The following is a 16640-nucleotide window of genomic DNA, read 5'->3' as shown; positions in this document are numbered from 1 at the left end:
GCACGGTGACGCGCCGCTTGCCCGCGTGAAGCCGCCGCCGAGGCTCAGTAGTGTGGCGCACATGCCTGACAACACCGGTAGGCCCCTGATCGCGCCGTCCATCCTGTCCGCCGATTTCGCGCGGCTCGCCGACGAGGCGGCCGCGGTGGTGGGCGCGGACTGGCTGCACGTCGATGTGATGGACAACCACTTCGTGCCGAACCTGACCATCGGCCTGCCGGTGGTCGAGAGCCTGCTGGCCACCACGAGCATCCCGATGGACTGCCATCTGATGATCGAAGACCCCGACCGCTGGGCACCCGGCTACGCCGAGGCCGGCGCCTACAACGTCACCTTCCACGCCGAGGCCACCGACAACCCGATCGGGGTGGCGCGCGACATCCGCGCCGCGGGCGCCAAAGCGGGCATCAGCGTCAAGCCGGGCACCCCGCTCGAGCCGTACCTGGAGATCCTGCCCCAGTTTGACACCCTGCTGATCATGTCGGTCGAACCCGGCTTCGGCGGGCAGAGCTTCATCCCAGAGGTGCTGAGCAAGGTCCGCACCGCGCGCAAGCTGATCGACGCGGGGGAGCTGACGATCCTGGTGGAGATCGACGGCGGCATCAACGACGAGACCATCGAGCAAGCCGCCGAGGCCGGCGTCGACTGCTTCGTCGCCGGGTCTGCCGTTTACGGCGCGGAGGACCCGGAGGCCGCCATCGAGGCGCTGCGGCGGCAGGCGGCCGCCGCGTCACCGCACCTGCGCCGATGAATCAGCCCGTGGACAGCCTCGACGCGGCCATGCGCCTGGCGATCGGGCAGTCCAATCAGGTCAAGGGCACCACCTACCCGAACCCGCCGGTGGGCGCGGTGATCCTGGACGCCGACGGTGTGGTCGTCGGCGTCGGCGGCACGGAACCCGCGGGCGGCGACCACGCCGAGGTGCTGGCGTTGCGGCGGGCCGGTGACCTGGCGACCGGCGGGACGGCGGTGGTCACCCTCGAGCCCTGCAACCACTACGGCAGGACCCCGCCCTGCGTGGACGCCCTGTTGGACGCGAAAGTCGGTGCGGTGGTGTACGGCGTCGCCGACCCGAACCCGACCGCTGCCGGCGGGGCGGCCCGGCTGACGGAGGCGGGCGTGCGGGTGACGCCCGGCGTCCTGGCCGACGAAGTGGCCGGCGGGCCGTTGCGGGAGTGGCTGCACAAGCAGCGGACCGGGTTGCCGCACGTGACCTGGAAGTACGCCAGCAGCGTCGACGGCCGCAGCGCCGCGGCCGACGGCACCAGCCAATGGATCTCCAGTGAGGCCTCGCGCCTGGACGTGCATCGCCGCCGCGCGATCGCCGACGCGATCATGGTCGGCACCGGCACCGTGCTGGCCGACGATCCCGCGCTGACCGCCCGGTTGCCCGACGGCTCGCTGGCCGACCGGCAACCGCTGCGCGTGGTGGTGGGGATGCGCGAAATACCGCCGGAGGCAAAGGTTCTCAACGACGATTCGCGGACCATGGTGATTCGCACGCACAATCCGATGGAGGTGATCAAGGCGCTCTCGGATCGCACCGACGTCCTGCTGGAGGGCGGTCCCACCCTCGCCGGCGCCTTCCTGCGCGCCGGGGCGATCAACCGCATCCTGGCCTATGTCGCGCCGATGCTGCTGGGCGGCCCGATCTCCGCCGTCCACGACGTCGGGGTGCCCACCATCACCCGGGCCCTGCGCTGGCACTTCGACGGAATAGAGCGGGTCGGGCCGGATTTGCTGCTCAGCCTGGTGCCGTGGGGCGACTAGCGGCTAACGCTCGCCCAACGAAACCGCTTGCGGCTCAGCAACTTCGGGCTCTTCGGCGTGTTCCTTGCGGCCACCGATCAGCAGGCCCAGCAGTGCTCCCACGATGCAGATGACGACGGTGGCGCTGAAGATGTCGCCGTACATCATGGCGAACGCCTTGAGGTACATCGTCCCCTGAGCGGCGATCCGCTCCAGCAGGGAGGCGTTGGGCGGTATCGCCGCCGTCAACCCCGCCACGATCTGGTTGAACCGGTACAGGCCCCACGCGCTCAGCGCGGCCACACCGATCAGCATGCCCGTCATCCGGGCCACCACCACCGCCGCCGACGCGATGCCGTGCTGGGCCGAGGGAACCACCCGCAGCGCCGCGGAGGTCAGCGGCCCGATCACCAGGCCGAGGCCCACACCGGCGACCAACAGGTCGGCGTGCAAAACGGGCAGTTGGACGATCCCGAAGATGTCGTGCTTCTGGCTCAACACGTCCTGACGCCAGTAGTGAATCAGCCAGTACCCGTAGGCCGCGATCATCAGCCCCACGAAGGTCATGGCGCGGTCACCCACCCGGGTGGCGATCCAGCCGCCCAGCACCGCCCCGATCGGCAGCGCGATCAGGAACCACAACAGCAGCCCGGCGGCCTGCGTCTGGTCCATCTGCAGCACGCCCTGGCCGAACAGCTCCACGTCGACCAGCGTCACCATCAGCGCCGCGCCCGCGGCCAGCGAGGCGCCCAGCGCCGCCAGGAACGGGCGGAAGTGCACCCCGGCCGGCTCGATCAGCCGGGTGCGGGAGAACCGTTCCCACAGCAAAAACGCCACCGCGACCACGACCGCCCCGATGACCAGCGGCAGGCCGTAGCTCGGCAGGATCTGTTTGCCGTCGGGCTGCGGGTTGTACAGGCCGATGACCGCAAGGCCCAGGGCGACCGCCAGCAGCACGCCGCCGACCAGGTCGACCCGCTCGGGGTTCTCGACCTTTTCGTGCGACGGCAGGCTGAACTGGATCATCGCCATCGCGATCAGGGTCAGCGGGACGTTGATCCAGAACACGTAGCGCCAGTCGTGGAACAGGTACACGATGAAGATCCCGTACAGCGGGCCCAGCACGCTGCCGAGTTCCTGCGCGGCGCCGATGCCGCCCAGCACGCCTGCGCGGTTGCGCTGCGCCCACAGGTCGGCGCCCAGCGCGAGGGTGACCGGCAGCAGGGCGCCACTGGCCACACCCTGGATGGTGCGCCCGCCGATCAGCAGGTGGAAATCGCCCCAGTGCCCGGCCAGCGCGGTCACCACCGACCCGACCATGAAGAGCGCGAGGCTGACCTGCAACACCAGCTTGCGGCCGAACCGGTCGGACGCGCGCCCCAGCAGCGGCATGGCGGCGATGTACCCGAGCAGATACATAGTGATGATCCAGGTGATGCGCTGCAGCTGGTTGATCGGGATGTGAACGTCGCTCATGATGTCGCGCATGATCGTCACGACGACATAGGCGTCCAGCGCACCGAGCAGGACCGCCAGACTGCCGGCGCTGATCGCGACGCGGCGTCCGGTCTGCGAACTCATGAACTCACCGGCGGCTTGGTGACCTGGACCTGCTCGCCCCAGTTGGACAGCGTCACCTGGATGGAGTTGCCGGAGCTCTTCTGCATGTTGGCCTGGACCAGCTGGTGGTCACCGGTCTCCTGAATCCAGACCGTGCTCGGCACCGGCTGCGTCGCGTTGAACTGCGGCATGATCTTGTTCACCGCGTCCGCCGACACGTTCCCGCTGACGCGAATGGTGTTCTGGCCGTTGATGGTCTCGCGGCCCTCGGCCTTGGCGTTGCTGAAGTTCGTCAGCGCGTTGGCCAGCCCGGTGTCCGGGTTCAGCAACACCGACACGTCGTAGATGTCGGAGGCCTTGCCGAAGTCGCTCCACTTGTTCGGCGTCAGCGTGGCGTACAGGGTGCCGTCGACCACCACGAAGTTGGCGTCGATGTCGGAGCCGCCCAGGGTGATGGTGGCGTTGCCCGACGCGGCGGTGGCCGGCGCCGTGGTGAGGTCACCCGTGAGCGTCTTGATGGGCAGCCCCTGGATCTTGCCCTGAATGCTCAGCACCAGGTGCACGCTCTTCACATTCTTGGTGGCGTCGGCCGACTGCTTGACCAGGGTCGTGGCGTCGGGAAGCGGGGCGCCGCTCTGCTTTGAGCCCGACGAGCAGCCGGCGATCAAGGCGGTGGCGAGGGTCAGGGATGCGATGACGGCCGATATACGGCGGCGGGTCTGCATACCTTGCATCGTAGAGGGTGCCCCCGAGCGGCTTTCGAGACGCGGGGGCGCAATGGTCGCCCGGCGATGGCGCTTTCGCCTGCTCACCAGCGCGGCCGCCGCGTTTGGGCGTCCGATTAACCTGATGGCATGTTCACCGGAATTGTCGAGGAACTCGGAGAGGTGACGGGCCGCGAGGTGCTGGCCGACGCCGCGCGGCTGACCATCCGCGGGCCGGTCGTCACCTCCGATGCCGGGCACGGCGATTCGATCGCCGTCAACGGCGTCTGCCTGACCGTGGCGGAGCTGCTGCCCGACGGACAGTTCACCGCCGACGTGATGGCCGAGAGCCTCAACCGGTCCAACCTGGGCGCCTTAGAGGTGGGCAGCCCGGTGAACCTGGAGCGCGCCGCGGCGGTCAACAGCCGGCTCGGCGGGCACATCGTGCAGGGGCACGTGGACGGGACCGGCCAGGTCGTCGCCCGGACGCCGTCCGAGCACTGGGAAGTGGTGCGGATCCAGATCCCCTCGGCGGTGGCCCGCTACGTCGTCGAGAAGGGGTCGATCACCGTCGACGGCATCTCGCTGACGGTCTCGGGGCTCGGCGCCGACTGGTTCGAGGTTTCGCTGATCCCCACCACCCGGGAGGTGACCACCCTGGGTCGCGCCCCGGTCGGCACGCACGTCAACCTCGAGGTCGACGTGATCGCCAAGTACGTCGAGCGGCTGATGGAGCGCTAGCCCCGCGGTGTAACCAGTGCTTTGGGTCAGCAGGGTTCGCCCGGGGGCGTCCAGTACGGCTCCCCGGACGGGGTGTAGCACGGCGGTGGTGCGTCGGGCGGCGGGACGGTCGTCGCACCGGCCGGAAGGACCCAGTTACCCCAGCGCCCCGGGTCGGTGCAGCCACCGACGCTCACATGCCGACCGCCGACGTCGGCGCACGCGTCCGCCGTCGCCCGTTGCGGGCAGGCGATACCCGCTACAAGTCCGGCCGCGAATATCGAGGTCAGGGCCGGTACCGCCAGTCTCGATGCGATTCTCATGCCGGTCAGCGTAGATTGCTGCCGGCCGATCGGGAGCCGTTTCGCACAGCCGAAGGGGCTATTGCTGCGGCGCACCAGGAGCGGGGGGCGCGGGCGACCGCCTTGTGAACAGCATCGCAATAACCGGGCACGCCCGGTGGTTCATACTGAATGCAACACTTGGGCTCCCGGAACCCCTGAGACAGCAAGGTAACGACGATGACGAGGTTGGACTCCGTCGAGAGGGCGGTTGCCGACATTGCGGCGGGCAAGGCCGTGGTCGTCATCGACGACGAGGACCGCGAGAACGAGGGCGACCTCATCTTCGCCGCGGAAAAGGCGACGCCGGAGTTGGTGGCGTTCATGGTGCGCTACACCTCGGGGTACCTGTGCGTGCCGTTGGACGGCGCGATCTGCGACCGGCTTGGGCTGCTGCCGATGTACGCGGTGAACCAGGACAAGCACGGAACCGCCTACACCGTCACCGTGGACGCGAGAAACGGCGTGGGCACCGGAATCTCGGCCTCGGACCGGGCGACGACGATGCGCCTGCTTGCCGATCCCGCCAGCGTCGCCAACGATTTCACCCGTCCGGGTCATGTGGTTCCATTGCGCGCCAAGGACGGCGGCGTGCTGCGCCGACCCGGCCACACCGAGGCCGCCGTCGACCTGGCCCGGATGGCGGGCCTGCAACCGGCGGGCGCGATCTGCGAAATCGTCAGCCAGAAGGACGAGGGCTCGATGGCGCAGACCGACGAACTGCGGGTCTTCGCCGACGAGCACGATCTCGCGCTGATCACCATCGCCGACCTGATCGAGTGGCGGCGCAAGCACGAGAAGCACATCGAGCGCATCGCCGAGGCCCGGATTCCGACCCGGCACGGCGAGTTTCGCGCGATCGGCTACGCGAGCATCTACGAGGACGTCGAACACGTCGCGCTGGTGCGCGGCGAGATCGCCGGGCCGAACGCCGACGGCGACGACGTGTTGGTCCGGGTGCACTCCGAATGCCTGACCGGTGACGTGTTCGGTTCCCGCCGCTGCGATTGCGGACCCCAACTGGACGCGGCGATGGCGATGGTCGCGCGCGAAGGGCGCGGCGTCGTGCTCTACATGCGCGGCCACGAGGGCCGCGGCATCGGCCTGATGCACAAGCTGCAGGCCTACCAGCTGCAGGACGCCGGCGAGGACACCGTCGACGCCAACCTCAAACTCGGGTTGCCTGCCGACGCAAGGGATTACGGAATCGGGGCGCAGATCCTGGTCGACCTCGGGGTCCGCTCGATGCGGCTGCTGACCAACAACCCGGCCAAGCGGGTCGGGCTGGACGGCTACGGGCTGCACATCATCGAGCGGGTGCCGCTGCCTGTGCGCGCCAACGCGGAGAACATCCGCTACCTGATGACCAAGCGCGACAAGATGGGCCACGACCTGGCCGGCCTGGACGATTTCCACGAATCCGTCCATTTGCCAGGAGAATTCGGCGGTGCTTTGTGAGCCGCGCCGTCGACGATGCAGAGCGAAGCGATGAGGAGGAGTGGCGCCGATGAGCCCAGCGGCGGGCGTGCCGGAGTTTCCACCGCTGGACGCGTCGGGTCTGCGGCTGGCCATCGTCGCGAGCACCTGGCACGCCGAGATCTGCGATGCGCTGCTGGCCGGCGCGCGCAAGGTGGCCTCCGAATCGGGCATCGACGACCCGACGGTGGTCCGGGTAATCGGTGCGATCGAAATCCCCGTCGTGTCACAGGAATTGGCCCGCAATCACGACGCCGTGGTCGCCCTGGGCGTGGTGATCCGCGGTCAGACACCGCATTTCGACTATGTGTGCGACGCGGTGACGCAGGGGTTGACCCGGGTTTCGTTGGACGCGTCGACGCCGGTGGCCAACGGGGTGCTGACGACCGACACCGAGCAGCAGGCCCTGGATCGGGCCGGCCTTCCGGAATCGGCCGAGGACAAAGGCGCCCAGGCGACCGCAGCGGCCCTGCAGACCGCCCTCACGCTGCGTGACCTGCGCGCTCGGTCGTGACCGACCCCGAGCGCTGGGACGTCGAATTGCGTCCACACCGCACGCCGTTATTCGTTTACGGCGCGGCGGTCATCCTGATCGCGGTGCATGTCGCGATCGGCTTCCTGCTCAAAACCGGCTCCACCGGGGTGGTTTTTCAGACCAGCGACCAAGTGGCGATGGCGCTGCTGGGTCTGGTGCTGGCCGGGGTGGTGTTGCTGTTCGCCCGGCCCCGGCTAAGGGTCGGGGCGGCGGGGATCTCGGTGCGCAACCTGTTGGGCGACAAGCTGATCGAATGGCCGGACGTGGCGGGCGTCTCGTTCCCGGTGGGTAATCGCTGGGCGCGCATCGACCTACCCGACGACGAATACATCCCGGTGATGGCCATCCAGGCCGTCGACAAGGAGCGCGCGGTCAGCGCCATGGACACCGTGCGGTCGTTGCTGGCGCGGTACCGGCCCGACCTGCACACCCACTGAAAGGGCTATCCGCGCGAGCGCGGATAGCCCTTTGAGGTGGACGGGTCAGAAGTTCTTACAGTCGGTCATCATCTGCTGGAAGATCGGCAAAGCCTGCTGCGCGCCCTGGTTGTGCTCGATGGCGTGCAGCAGGTTCACCCGCTGATCCGGCGTCGACGCCAGGTACTGCTGCAAGAACTGCTGGTTCGGCGGCGACTGGTCGAGGTACTGAGCGGCCATCGGGTTTTCCGCGTGCACCGCCCGCATCGCCTGGTCGTAGCTGCAGGTCGTATTGATCATGGGGCCGTAATCGGGGGCAGCGGATGCGACCCCGGCCGCGGCGGTCGACGCCAATGCCAGACCGCCAACCCCGATCGCGAGCCTGGTCAACGAGCGCTTGAACATCTGTGGACTCCCTCCATCGATTGCCACCCACTGTACGTCCAGCTACCCCCTTGGTAGCCAGAACAAACCGTCCACACCGGCGCCTGGTCGTCATAACCCGAGGTCATCGGCAATTTCGGAAAAATGGCGGATCGGTCGGCGGCCTACCTAATTCGTCGCGCGACCGCGCGAATGCGTTACAGGGCCGCCCCCACCAGGGCGCCGGATCCGGCGCCGCCGCACGGTGCTCCCGACGGACCGGCATCGCGCCGGCGGCTACTAGCCTGGATGGGTGCCAGATCCCGCCACGTATCGCCCCCCGCCCGGGTCCATCCCGGTCGAGCCGGGCGTCTACCGATTCCGGGACGTGCACGGGCGGGTCATCTACGTCGGCAAGGCCAAGAGCCTGCGCAGCAGGCTGACGTCCTACTTCCAGGACGTCTCCGCCCTGCATCCGCGCACCCGGCAGATGGTGACCACCGCCGCCAAGGTCGAGTGGACGGTGGTCAACACCGAAGTCGAGGCGCTGCAGCTCGAATACAACTGGATCAAAGAGTTCGATCCGCGCTTCAACGTCCGCTACCGCGACGACAAGTCCTACCCGGTGCTGGCCGTCACCCTGAACGAAGAGTTTCCCCGGCTGATGGTCTATCGCGGCCCGCGCCGCAAGGGTGTGCGCTACTTCGGGCCGTACTCGCACGCGTGGGCCATCCGGGAAACCCTGGACCTGCTGACCCGGGTGTTCCCGGCCCGCACCTGTTCGGCCGGTGTGTTCAAGCGGCACAAGCAGATCGACCGCCCGTGCCTGCTCGGCTACATCGACAAGTGTTCGGCGCCCTGCGTCGGCAGGGTCAGCGCCGAGCAGCACCGCCAAATCGTCGACGACTTCTGCGACTTCCTCTCCGGCAAGACCGACCGCTTCGCCCGCGAGCTGGAACAGCAGATGAACGCCGCGGCCGAGCGGCTCGACTTCGAACGGGCCGCGCGGCTGCGCGACGACCTGTCCGCGCTGAAGCGCGCCATGGAGAAGCAGGCCGTGGTGCTCGGCGACGGCACCGACGCCGACGTGGTCGCCTTCGCCGACGACGAACTCGAGGCGGCGGTGCAGGTGTTCCACGTCCGCGGCGGCCGGGTGCGCGGCCAGCGTGGCTGGATCGTCGAAAAGTCCGCGGACCCAGGCGATTCCGGGGAGGAGCAGCTGGTCGAGCAATTCCTGACGCAGTTCTACGGCGAGCAGGCGGAGTTGGGCGGCTCGGCCGACGAATCCGTCAACCCCGTTCCCCGCGAGGTGCTGGTGCCCTGCCTGCCGTCCAACTCCGAGGAATTGACCAGCTGGCTGTCGGGCCTGCGCGGTTCCCGGGTCGCGCTGCGGGTGCCGCGACGCGGCGACAAGCGGGCGCTGGCCGAAACGGTGCAACGCAACGCCAAAGAGGCGCTGCAGCAACACAAGCTGAAGCGGGCCGGCGACTTCAACGCCAGATCGGCTGCGCTGCAGAACATTCAGGAAGCCCTTGGGCTGGCCGACGCGCCGCTGCGCATCGAATGCGTCGACATCAGCCACGTGCAGGGCACCGACGTGGTGGGCTCGCTGGTGGTGTTCGAAGACGGCCTGCCGCGCAAGTCGGACTACCGCCACTTCGGCATCCGTGAAGCCGCCGGGCAGGGCCGCTCCGACGACGTCGCCTCCATCGCCGAGGTGACCCGCCGCCGGTTCGCGCGGCACCTGAACGAACAGAACGATACGAATATGCTGTCGCCCGAAGGGAAGTCGCGCCGGTTCGCCTACCCGCCCAACCTCTACGTCGTCGACGGCGGCGCCCCACAGGTCAACGCGGCCAGCGCCGTGCTCGACGACCTCGGCATCACCGACGTCGCGGTGATCGGCCTGGCCAAGCGGCTGGAAGAGATCTGGGTCCCCTCCGAGCCCGATCCCGTCATCATGCCGCGCAACAGCGAGGGGCTCTACCTGCTGCAGCGCATTCGCGACGAGGCGCACCGGTTCGCCATCACCTACCATCGCAGCAAGCGATCGAAGCGAATGACCGCCTCGGCGCTGGATTCGGTGCCAGGATTAGGGGAACATCGCCGCAAGGCGCTGGTGACCCATTTCGGATCCATAGCCCGCCTCAAGGAGGCCACCGTCGACCAGATCACGGCCGTTCCCGGAATCGGAGTGGCCACCGCCACCGCCGTCCTGGAGGCGTTGCGCCCGAGCGGCCCGGAGCAGCCGAATGACGGGTGACGTGGCAAAGGGCAACCCGGCCGAGGCCCGCCCGGAGGGTGGGGCCGGCATCGACGTCGTCCTGGTGACCGGGTTGTCGGGCGCCGGCCGGGGTACTGCGGCCAAGGTGCTCGAGGACCTGGGCTGGTACGTCGCCGACAACCTGCCGCCCCAGCTGATCACGCGGATGGTGGATCTCGGCATGGACGCGGGGTCGCGCATCACCCGCCTGGCGGTGGTGATGGACGTCCGCTCGCGCGGCTTCACCGGCGATCTCGATTCGGTGCGCACCGAGCTGGCCACCCGCAACATCGCGCCGCGGGTGGTGTTCATGGAGGCGTCCGACGACATGCTGGTGCGCCGCTACGAGCAGAACCGCCGCAGCCACCCGCTGCAGGGCGAGGCGACCCTGGCCGAGGGGATCGCCGCCGAGCGCCGGATGCTGGCCCCGGTGCGCGCGACGGCCGACCTCATCATCGACACCTCGACGCTGTCGGTGCGGGGACTGCGGGAGAGCATCGAGCGCGCGTTCGGCGGCGACGCCAGCACGTCGATCAGCATCACCCTCGAATCGTTCGGCTTCAAGTACGGCCTGCCGATGGACGCCGACATGGTGATGGACGTGCGGTTCCTGCCCAACCCGCACTGGGTCGACGAGCTGCGTCCCCTCACCGGACAGGACCCGGCGGTCAGCGAATACGTGCTGAGCCAGCCCGGCGCCGCGGACTTTCTCGACGCCTACCACCGGTTGCTCTCGCTGGTGGTCGACGGCTACCGCCGGGAGGGCAAGCGCTACATGACGGTTGCGATCGGGTGCACCGGGGGTAAGCACCGCAGCGTGGCGATCGCCGAGGCGCTGATGCGGCAGTTGAAGGCCCAGACGGCCGATGCCCAACTGTCGGTGCGGGTGCTGCACCGGGATTTGGGTCGCGAATGAGCGCGCCGACGGATCCCTCGACCAACAACAGCATCGTCGCGCTGGGCGGCGGCCACGGCCTGTACGCCACGCTGTCGGCGGCGCGCCGGCTGACTCCGCACGTCACCGCCGTGGTGACCGTCGCCGACGACGGCGGTTCCTCCGGGCGGCTGCGCAGCGAATTGGACGTGGTGCCCCCGGGCGACCTACGAATGGCGTTGGCGGCCTTGGCATCCGACAGCCCGCACGGACGGTTGTGGGCGACCATCCTGCAGCACCGGTTCGGCGGCAACGGGGCGCTGGCCGGGCATCCGATCGGCAACCTGATGCTCGCCGGGCTATCGGAGGTGCTCGCCGACCCGGTGGCCGCCCTCGACGAGCTGGGCCGCATCCTGGGCGTCAAGGGCCGGGTGCTGCCGATGTGCCCGATCGCGCTGCAGATCGAGGCCGACGTGTCCGGCCTGGAGTCAGATCCACGGATGTTCCGGCTCATTTGCGGCCAGGTGGCGATCGCCAGCACGCCGGGCAAGGTGCGCCGGGTGCGGCTGCTGCCATCCGATCCGCCGGCGACCCGGCAGGCCGTCGACGCGATCATGGCCGCCGACCTGGTGGTGCTCGGTCCGGGCTCCTGGTTCACCAGCGTGATCCCGCATGTGCTGGTGCCGGGGTTGGCTGCGGCGCTGCGGGCCACCACCGCGCGGCGCGCCCTGGTGCTCAATCTGGTGGCCGAGCCGGGGGAGACGGCCGGCTTTTCCGTCGAGCGTCATCTGCACGTGTTGGCCCAGCACGCCCCGGGGTTCACCGTGCACGACATCATCATCGACGCCGAGCGGGTGCCCAGTGAGCGGGAGCGGGAGCAGCTGCGCCGCACGGCCACGCTGCTTTCGGCCGAGGTCCACTTCGTCGACGTGGCCCGACCTGGTACACCTTTACATGATCCAGGCAAGCTTGCGGCGGCCCTGGACGGGGTCCGGGCGGCCCGCAACGGCCCGGGAGCGCCTCCGGTCACGGCCACCGCGGACATTCGGGTCGACGGTGCAAGCCCACAGACCGGTGCAAGAGGACCGGCCGGCAGCGGACCAAGGGGTGACGACGCGTGGCGATGACGACCGAAGTCAAGGACGAGCTCAGCCGCCTGGTCGTGAAGTCGGTCAGCGCGCGCCGCGCCGAGGTCACGTCGCTGCTGAGGTTCGCCGGCGGATTACACATCGTCGGCGGTCGGGTGGTCGTGGAGGCCGAGGTGGACCTCGGCAACGTCGCGCGGCGGCTGCGCAAGGACATCTTCGAGCTCTACGGCTACAACGCCGTCGTGCATGTGTTGTCGGCCAGCGGGATTCGCAAGACCACCCGTTACGTGCTGCGGGTGGCCAACGACGGTGAAGCGCTGGCCCGCCAGACCGGCCTGCTCGACAACCGCGGCCGGCCGGTGCGCGGCCTGCCCGCCCAGGTCGTGGGCGGCAGCATCGCCGACGCCGAGGCCGCCTGGCGCGGAGCCTTCCTGGCGCACGGGTCGCTCACCGAGCCGGGACGGTCGTCGGCCCTGGAGGTCAGCTGCCCCGGGCCGGAGGCCGCGCTGGCGTTGGTGGGCGCGGCGCGCCGGCTCGGCGTCAGCGCCAAGGCCCGCGAAGTGCGCGGCGCCGACCGGGTGGTGGTGCGCGACGGCGAGGCCATCGGCGCCCTGCTGACCCGGATGGGCGCGCAGGACACTCGGCTGATCTGGGAGGAGCGCCGGATGCGCCGCGAGGTGCGGGCGACGGCCAATCGGCTCGCCAACTTCGACGACGCCAACCTGCGCCGCTCGGCGCGGGCCGCGGTCGCCGCGGCCGCCCGGGTGGAACGCGCGCTGGAGATCCTCGGCGACACCGTTCCCGACCATTTGGCCTCGGCCGGCAAGCTGCGCGTCGAGCACCGGCAGGCCTCGCTGGAGGAGCTCGGGCGGCTCGCCGACCCGCCGATGACGAAAGATGCTGTGGCGGGCCGCATTCGCCGGCTGCTGTCGATGGCCGACCGCAAGGCCAAGATCGAGGGCATCCCGGACACCGAATCGGCGGTCACACCGGATCTGCTGGAAGACGCTTAGCCTCGTCGCGCACCGCGAACGCGTCGCACGGGTCCTGGCAAACCCGAGCGCTCAGCAACTCTCGCCCGGCGCGGCTTGCCGGACGTTCCATACGCGCTGCGCGTAGTCGCCCCAGTCCTCGCCCATCCCACGCGATTGCGAATTCTATGAATCGTATGAATTATTTGAAATAAATATGGGTAACGCAAAATGGCGGCGGCTTCGCCCTGAAAGTGCAAAGCGGAAATATTGCCAGCAAAACCGCCCGCCGTCCCGCGAAAGCTCGTCTCGATACGCGACTTTTCGAGTAGGCGATTCATAGGGAGCACATAATTTCTTTGAAGGCTGTATGAGTTTCGGCGTATCGCTTGCAGCCGATCGGTGCTCCAGGCGGCTAAGCGGAGCGCATGCAACCCTGGCCAAGACATCTCGCGCTCGGTCATCGCGAGGCACGGCGGCCGACCCTTTCCGATCGCCTTCTCGGCCAAGCCCTCATTCGTCGCCATCGCAATTTATGCGCTCATGAGATTTTTATTCAGCGGAACCGGCCTTGCGACGCAATTGTCGTATTTTCATCCACTGTTCACCCCGTCGCCTTTTCGGACTCGCGCCAGGTAGAGCGGTTTATGGCTGGTTTTCTGTTCGGTGCCGAGGGCGTGCAGCCCGCGCCGGGGAGTGCCCAGGCGGCACCGACCCACGCCGTGCTTGGCCAAACGCTTTCTGGTCGCGGCTGGCTAGTGTCCTGTCTGCAGGAGAGATGCCCGTCGGCTAGCAAACTCGGATTCCTCGTTTTGTCGGCGGCACGTAGGGGCTCGATGTCGTTCGCGTTCGGCTGGTCGGCGCGCGAAGCACAGGGCCGCGGTGGGGACATGGCCGGAGGCGGAGGAAGGCATGGATTTCGGGTTGTTACCGCCGGAGATCAACTCCGGCCTGATCTATTCAGGGCCGGGGCCGGCGCCGTTGCTCGCGGCTGCGGCCGGCTGGAACGGCTTGGCGGCCGAATTGCATTCGGCGTCGGCGTCTTACGGTGCTGCGATCGCGGAGCTGAGAAGCGTCTGGCATGGGCCCTCGTCCGCAGCGATGGCGGCCGCGGCGGCGCCCTACATCGCATGGCTGGACGGCACGGCCGGCCAGGCCGAGCAGACCGCCGCCCAGGCAACGGCGGCGGCGGCCGCCTATGAAGCCGTTTTCGCGGCCACGGTCCCGCCGCCGGTGATCGCGGCCAATCGAGCGTTGCTGGCTTCGCTGATTGCGACGAACGTGTTGGGGCAGAACACGGCGGCCATCGCGGCCACCGAGGCCGACTACGCCGAGATGTGGGCGCAAGACGCCGCCGCGATGTACACCTACGCCGCCGCCTCGGCGGTGGCGACCCGGCTGACCCCGTTCACGGCGCCGCCCACGACCACCGACGGCAGTGGGGAGGCCGACCAGTCGGCGGCGGTGGCCTCGGCGCTCCAGTCCGCGACCGCCTCCCGGCTGGAATCCACACTGTCGGAATCGGTTTCGCAGGCCCCGGCCGGCCTGCAGACCCTGGCGGCAAACGCGACTGCGGCGCCGACGGCGGCGGCCGGCTTGCCGCTGGGACTGAAGGACATCACCGGGATCCTGAAGACATTCAACAGCGTCATGAGCACGATCTCGGGGCCGTACACCCCGCTGGGGGTGGCGAACCTGGCGAAGAACTGGTACCAGATCGCCCTCAGCATCCCGAGCGTGGGGACGGGCATCCAGGGCATCGGCCCCCTGTTGCACCCCAAGGCGCTCACCGGGGTGTTGGCACCGCTGCTGCGCAGCGACCTGTTGAGCGGCGCGACCGCGCTGTCGAGTGCGGGCACGGTTTCGGCCGCAACGGGTCGGGCCGGACTGGTCGGGTCGTTGTCGGTGCCGGCGAATTGGGCTTCTGCCGTTCCCGCTATCCGAACGGTGGCCACCGAGCTGCCGGAGACGACGGTGCAAGCCGCTCCCGCGATGGCCGTGAATGGCCAACAGGGCATGTTCGGTCCGACGGCCCTGTCCAGCCTGGCCGGACGCGCCGTCGGCGCGAGTGCCACCCGCGCGGTCGCCGGGTCGACCCTTCGAGTGCCCGGTGCCGTGGCCGTCGACGACCTCGCGACCACGTCCACGGTCATCGTGATCCCGCCGAACGCCAAATAAGAAAGGTGCGGCAATGGTTTTCAGCGATTTCGCAACGCTCCCACCGGAGGTGATCTCCACCCAGATCTACGCGGGCCCGGGCGCGGGGCCGATGCTCGCCGCCGCCGCGGCCTGGGAGACGCTGGCCGCCGAGTTGCACTCCACCGCGGCCGCTTACGGCACGGTGATTTCGGACCTGGTCGGCCAGTCGTGGCAGGGTCCGTCGTCTGAGGCGATGGCCGCGGCGGTAGCACCGTATCTGGCTTGGATGTCGACCGCCGCGGGTCAAGCCGAGCAGACCGCCACCCAGGCCCGGGCCGCGGCCGCGGCGTACGAGGCCGCCCTGGCGGCCACCGTGCCGCCGCAGCTAGTCGGGGAGAACCGCATCCAGTTGGCCGCGCTGTTGGAGACGAATCTCCTGGGGCAAAACGACGCCGCGATCGCGGCGACCGAAGACGAGTACGCCCAGATGTGGGCCCAAGATGTCGCCGCGATGTTCAGTTACGCCGGCGCGTCGGAGTCGGCCGGTGAGTTGACCGCCTTCGAGGAGGCGCCGGTCACCACCAACGACGCGGGACCGGTGGCCCAGGCCGCCGCGGCGGCCGCGGCAGAGCCGCCGTCGTTGTCGGCCTGGCTGAAACAGATAGAGGACTTCCTCACCTCACTCACCAGCCAATACACCCAGTTCTGGCAGCAGTTGATCGGGGGAGTCACGGGGAGCCCGGACGTGGCGCCCTTGTGGGAAGCGTTGTATTCCAGCATTTCCCAGATCGGCACTCAGGCGACGTGGACCAACGTCACCAATGCCAGCATCAGCCTGGGCGTCTCGCAGTGGAAGAACTTCTTCATCTACGCACCGTGGAGCGCCGCGATGGCGAAGACCTCGCTGGGCGCGGGCCTGGCGTCGCCGGGGCACGCCGCCGCCGGCATCGCGGCCAAGCCCGTGTCGGCCGTATTGGGGACCGCGCCGACGGTGGGCAGGCTTTCGGTTCCACCCGGCTGGGCGACCGCCGCCCCGGCAATCCGGCTGGCCTCGCTCCCGGGCACCAGCGTGGCCGCGGCCGCGGCGACGGATTTCTCGGGCCCGGTCAACGAGGCGACGTTGGGCAGCTTGGCGGGTGGCGCGCTCGGCGGCCCGGCGGCGCGCGCGGTCACCTCCACCGGCATCCAGCAGGCCCGCATCGGCACCGGTGAGCGGCGCACCGCGCCGGTGAAGCTCGACCGCATCATCGCCCAACTGCAGGAGATGCCCGACCAGGTGCAGCACTGGAACGTCGACGAGGCTGGCCTCGATGACCTGGTCGCCAGGCTCAGAACGACACCTGGTGTGCACGCCGTGCACGTGACCGACGGCGAGGAGGTCGCCGTCGGGGCGCCCGAATCAAAATCGGTGTAGCACAGGGGATTTAGCCCGTAAATCGAA

General features: G+C 69.0%; 16 protein-coding genes. 12 read left to right on the top strand and 4 right to left on the bottom strand.

Annotation, left to right across the window (positions count from 1 at the left end; all coding sequences use genetic code 11):
* Window positions 1-61: 61 nt before the first annotated feature.
* Window positions 62-751 (top strand): ribulose-phosphate 3-epimerase, encoded by a 690-nt coding sequence (gene rpe, locus A5730_RS11290; RefSeq protein ID WP_067899785.1) that lies wholly within the window; start codon window positions 62-64, stop codon window positions 749-751.
* On the top strand, window positions 748-1770 hold the full coding sequence (gene ribD, locus A5730_RS11285; RefSeq protein ID WP_067899783.1) for a bifunctional diaminohydroxyphosphoribosylaminopyrimidine deaminase/5-amino-6-(5-phosphoribosylamino)uracil reductase RibD: 1023 nt from the start codon (window positions 748-750) through the stop codon (window positions 1768-1770). Before rpe ends, ribD begins: the two co-directional genes overlap by 4 nt.
* Before the next feature lie 3 nt (window positions 1771-1773).
* On the opposite strand, the gene A5730_RS11280 is transcribed toward ribD, so the two are convergent.
* Together A5730_RS11280 and A5730_RS11275 are read right to left on the bottom strand one after the other, a co-directional pair.
* The gene (locus tag A5730_RS11280) at window positions 1774-3330 is read right to left on the bottom strand and encodes an MFS transporter (RefSeq protein ID WP_067899780.1); all 1557 of its coding nucleotides are present in this window, start codon (window positions 3328-3330) and stop codon (window positions 1774-1776) included.
* Window positions 3327-4034, bottom strand: coding sequence for an LppX_LprAFG lipoprotein (locus A5730_RS11275; RefSeq protein ID WP_067899775.1), 708 nt, complete (start codon window positions 4032-4034; stop codon window positions 3327-3329). The genes A5730_RS11280 and A5730_RS11275 overlap by 4 nt, the downstream gene beginning before the upstream one ends.
* Before the next feature lie 129 nt (window positions 4035-4163).
* Here A5730_RS11275 and A5730_RS11270 point away from each other — a divergent pair, with 129 nt between their 5' ends.
* Window positions 4164-4754, top strand: coding sequence for a riboflavin synthase (locus tag A5730_RS11270; protein WP_067899771.1), 591 nt, complete (start codon window positions 4164-4166; stop codon window positions 4752-4754).
* 26 nt (window positions 4755-4780) lie between these two features.
* On the opposite strand, the gene A5730_RS24680 is transcribed toward A5730_RS11270, so the two are convergent.
* Window positions 4781-5056: a hypothetical protein gene (locus tag A5730_RS24680; RefSeq protein WP_231994671.1), complete on the bottom strand. Its 276-nt coding sequence runs from the start codon at window positions 5054-5056 to the stop codon at window positions 4781-4783.
* Between the two features lie 198 nt (window positions 5057-5254).
* On the opposite strand from A5730_RS24680, the gene A5730_RS11265 reads away from it, so the two are divergent.
* From A5730_RS11265 to A5730_RS11255, 3 genes are read left to right on the top strand one after another with little or no spacing between them, the layout of a single operon-like run.
* Window positions 5255-6532: a bifunctional 3,4-dihydroxy-2-butanone-4-phosphate synthase/GTP cyclohydrolase II gene (locus A5730_RS11265; RefSeq protein ID WP_055403744.1), complete on the top strand. Its 1278-nt coding sequence runs from the start codon at window positions 5255-5257 to the stop codon at window positions 6530-6532.
* 49 nt (window positions 6533-6581) lie between these two features.
* Window positions 6582-7064: a 6,7-dimethyl-8-ribityllumazine synthase gene (gene ribH, locus A5730_RS11260; RefSeq protein ID WP_055403745.1), complete on the top strand. Its 483-nt coding sequence runs from the start codon at window positions 6582-6584 to the stop codon at window positions 7062-7064.
* Window positions 7061-7522 carry a PH domain-containing protein gene (locus A5730_RS11255; protein WP_067899768.1) on the top strand — a complete coding sequence of 154 codons (462 nt, stop codon included), beginning with the start codon at window positions 7061-7063 and terminating at the stop codon, window positions 7520-7522. Before ribH ends, A5730_RS11255 begins: the two co-directional genes overlap by 4 nt.
* 45 nt (window positions 7523-7567) lie before the next feature.
* Here A5730_RS11255 and A5730_RS11250 read toward each other — a convergent pair whose 3' ends face one another.
* Window positions 7568-7906 carry a hemophore-related protein gene (locus A5730_RS11250; RefSeq protein ID WP_055403747.1) on the bottom strand — a complete coding sequence of 113 codons (339 nt, stop codon included), beginning with the start codon at window positions 7904-7906 and terminating at the stop codon, window positions 7568-7570.
* A 271-nt stretch (window positions 7907-8177) separates the two neighbouring features.
* Between A5730_RS11250 and uvrC the strand changes: the two genes are divergently transcribed.
* From uvrC to A5730_RS11220, 6 genes are all read left to right on the top strand, one after another.
* Window positions 8178-10127, top strand: coding sequence for an excinuclease ABC subunit UvrC (gene uvrC / locus A5730_RS11245; protein ID WP_067899765.1), 1950 nt, complete (start codon window positions 8178-8180; stop codon window positions 10125-10127).
* A complete protein-coding gene (gene rapZ / locus A5730_RS11240) occupies window positions 10117-11043 on the top strand; it encodes an RNase adapter RapZ (protein WP_067899762.1) in 927 nt (308 codons plus the stop codon). Before uvrC ends, rapZ begins: the two co-directional genes overlap by 11 nt.
* A complete protein-coding gene (gene yvcK / locus A5730_RS11235) occupies window positions 11040-12128 on the top strand; it encodes a uridine diphosphate-N-acetylglucosamine-binding protein YvcK (RefSeq protein ID WP_067899757.1) in 1089 nt (362 codons plus the stop codon). Before rapZ ends, yvcK begins: the two co-directional genes overlap by 4 nt.
* The gene (whiA, locus tag A5730_RS11230) at window positions 12125-13102 is read left to right on the top strand and encodes a DNA-binding protein WhiA (protein WP_102419857.1); all 978 of its coding nucleotides are present in this window, start codon (window positions 12125-12127) and stop codon (window positions 13100-13102) included. Before yvcK ends, whiA begins: the two co-directional genes overlap by 4 nt.
* An 870-nt stretch (window positions 13103-13972) precedes the next feature.
* Window positions 13973-15238 (top strand): PPE family protein, encoded by a 1266-nt coding sequence (locus tag A5730_RS11225; RefSeq protein ID WP_067899965.1) that lies wholly within the window; start codon window positions 13973-13975, stop codon window positions 15236-15238.
* A gap of 13 nt (window positions 15239-15251) precedes the next feature.
* Window positions 15252-16613 (top strand): PPE family protein, encoded by a 1362-nt coding sequence (locus A5730_RS11220; protein ID WP_067899754.1) that lies wholly within the window; start codon window positions 15252-15254, stop codon window positions 16611-16613.
* Window positions 16614-16640 lie beyond the last annotated feature (27 nt).

This window comes from Mycobacterium sp. ACS4054 (assembly GCF_001667275.1).
Classification (GTDB): Bacteria; Actinomycetota; Actinomycetes; order Mycobacteriales; family Mycobacteriaceae; genus Mycobacterium.
The sequence above is the reverse complement of the archived record's forward strand: the minus strand, read 5'-3'. Positions and strand labels throughout refer to the sequence as shown.

Coding starts and splice junctions, on each gene's coding strand:
- rpe (WP_067899785.1), top strand. CDS start 62: ATGCCTGACAACACCGGTAGGCCCCTGATCGCGCCGTCCATCCTGTCC.
- ribD (WP_067899783.1), top strand. CDS start 748: ATGAATCAGCCCGTGGACAGCCTCGACGCGGCCATGCGCCTGGCGATC.
- A5730_RS11280 (WP_067899780.1), bottom strand. CDS start 3,330: ATGAGTTCGCAGACCGGACGCCGCGTCGCGATCAGCGCCGGCAGTCTG.
- A5730_RS11275 (WP_067899775.1), bottom strand. CDS start 4,034: ATGCAGACCCGCCGCCGTATATCGGCCGTCATCGCATCCCTGACCCTC.
- A5730_RS11270 (WP_067899771.1), top strand. CDS start 4,164: ATGTTCACCGGAATTGTCGAGGAACTCGGAGAGGTGACGGGCCGCGAG.
- A5730_RS24680 (WP_231994671.1), bottom strand. CDS start 5,056: ATGAGAATCGCATCGAGACTGGCGGTACCGGCCCTGACCTCGATATTC.
- A5730_RS11265 (WP_055403744.1), top strand. CDS start 5,255: ATGACGAGGTTGGACTCCGTCGAGAGGGCGGTTGCCGACATTGCGGCG.
- ribH (WP_055403745.1), top strand. CDS start 6,582: ATGAGCCCAGCGGCGGGCGTGCCGGAGTTTCCACCGCTGGACGCGTCG.
- A5730_RS11250 (WP_055403747.1), bottom strand. CDS start 7,906: ATGTTCAAGCGCTCGTTGACCAGGCTCGCGATCGGGGTTGGCGGTCTG.
- rapZ (WP_067899762.1), top strand. CDS start 10,117: ATGACGGGTGACGTGGCAAAGGGCAACCCGGCCGAGGCCCGCCCGGAG.
- yvcK (WP_067899757.1), top strand. CDS start 11,040: ATGAGCGCGCCGACGGATCCCTCGACCAACAACAGCATCGTCGCGCTG.
- whiA (WP_102419857.1), top strand. CDS start 12,125: ATGACGACCGAAGTCAAGGACGAGCTCAGCCGCCTGGTCGTGAAGTCG.
- A5730_RS11225 (WP_067899965.1), top strand. CDS start 13,973: ATGGATTTCGGGTTGTTACCGCCGGAGATCAACTCCGGCCTGATCTAT.
- A5730_RS11220 (WP_067899754.1), top strand. CDS start 15,252: ATGGTTTTCAGCGATTTCGCAACGCTCCCACCGGAGGTGATCTCCACC.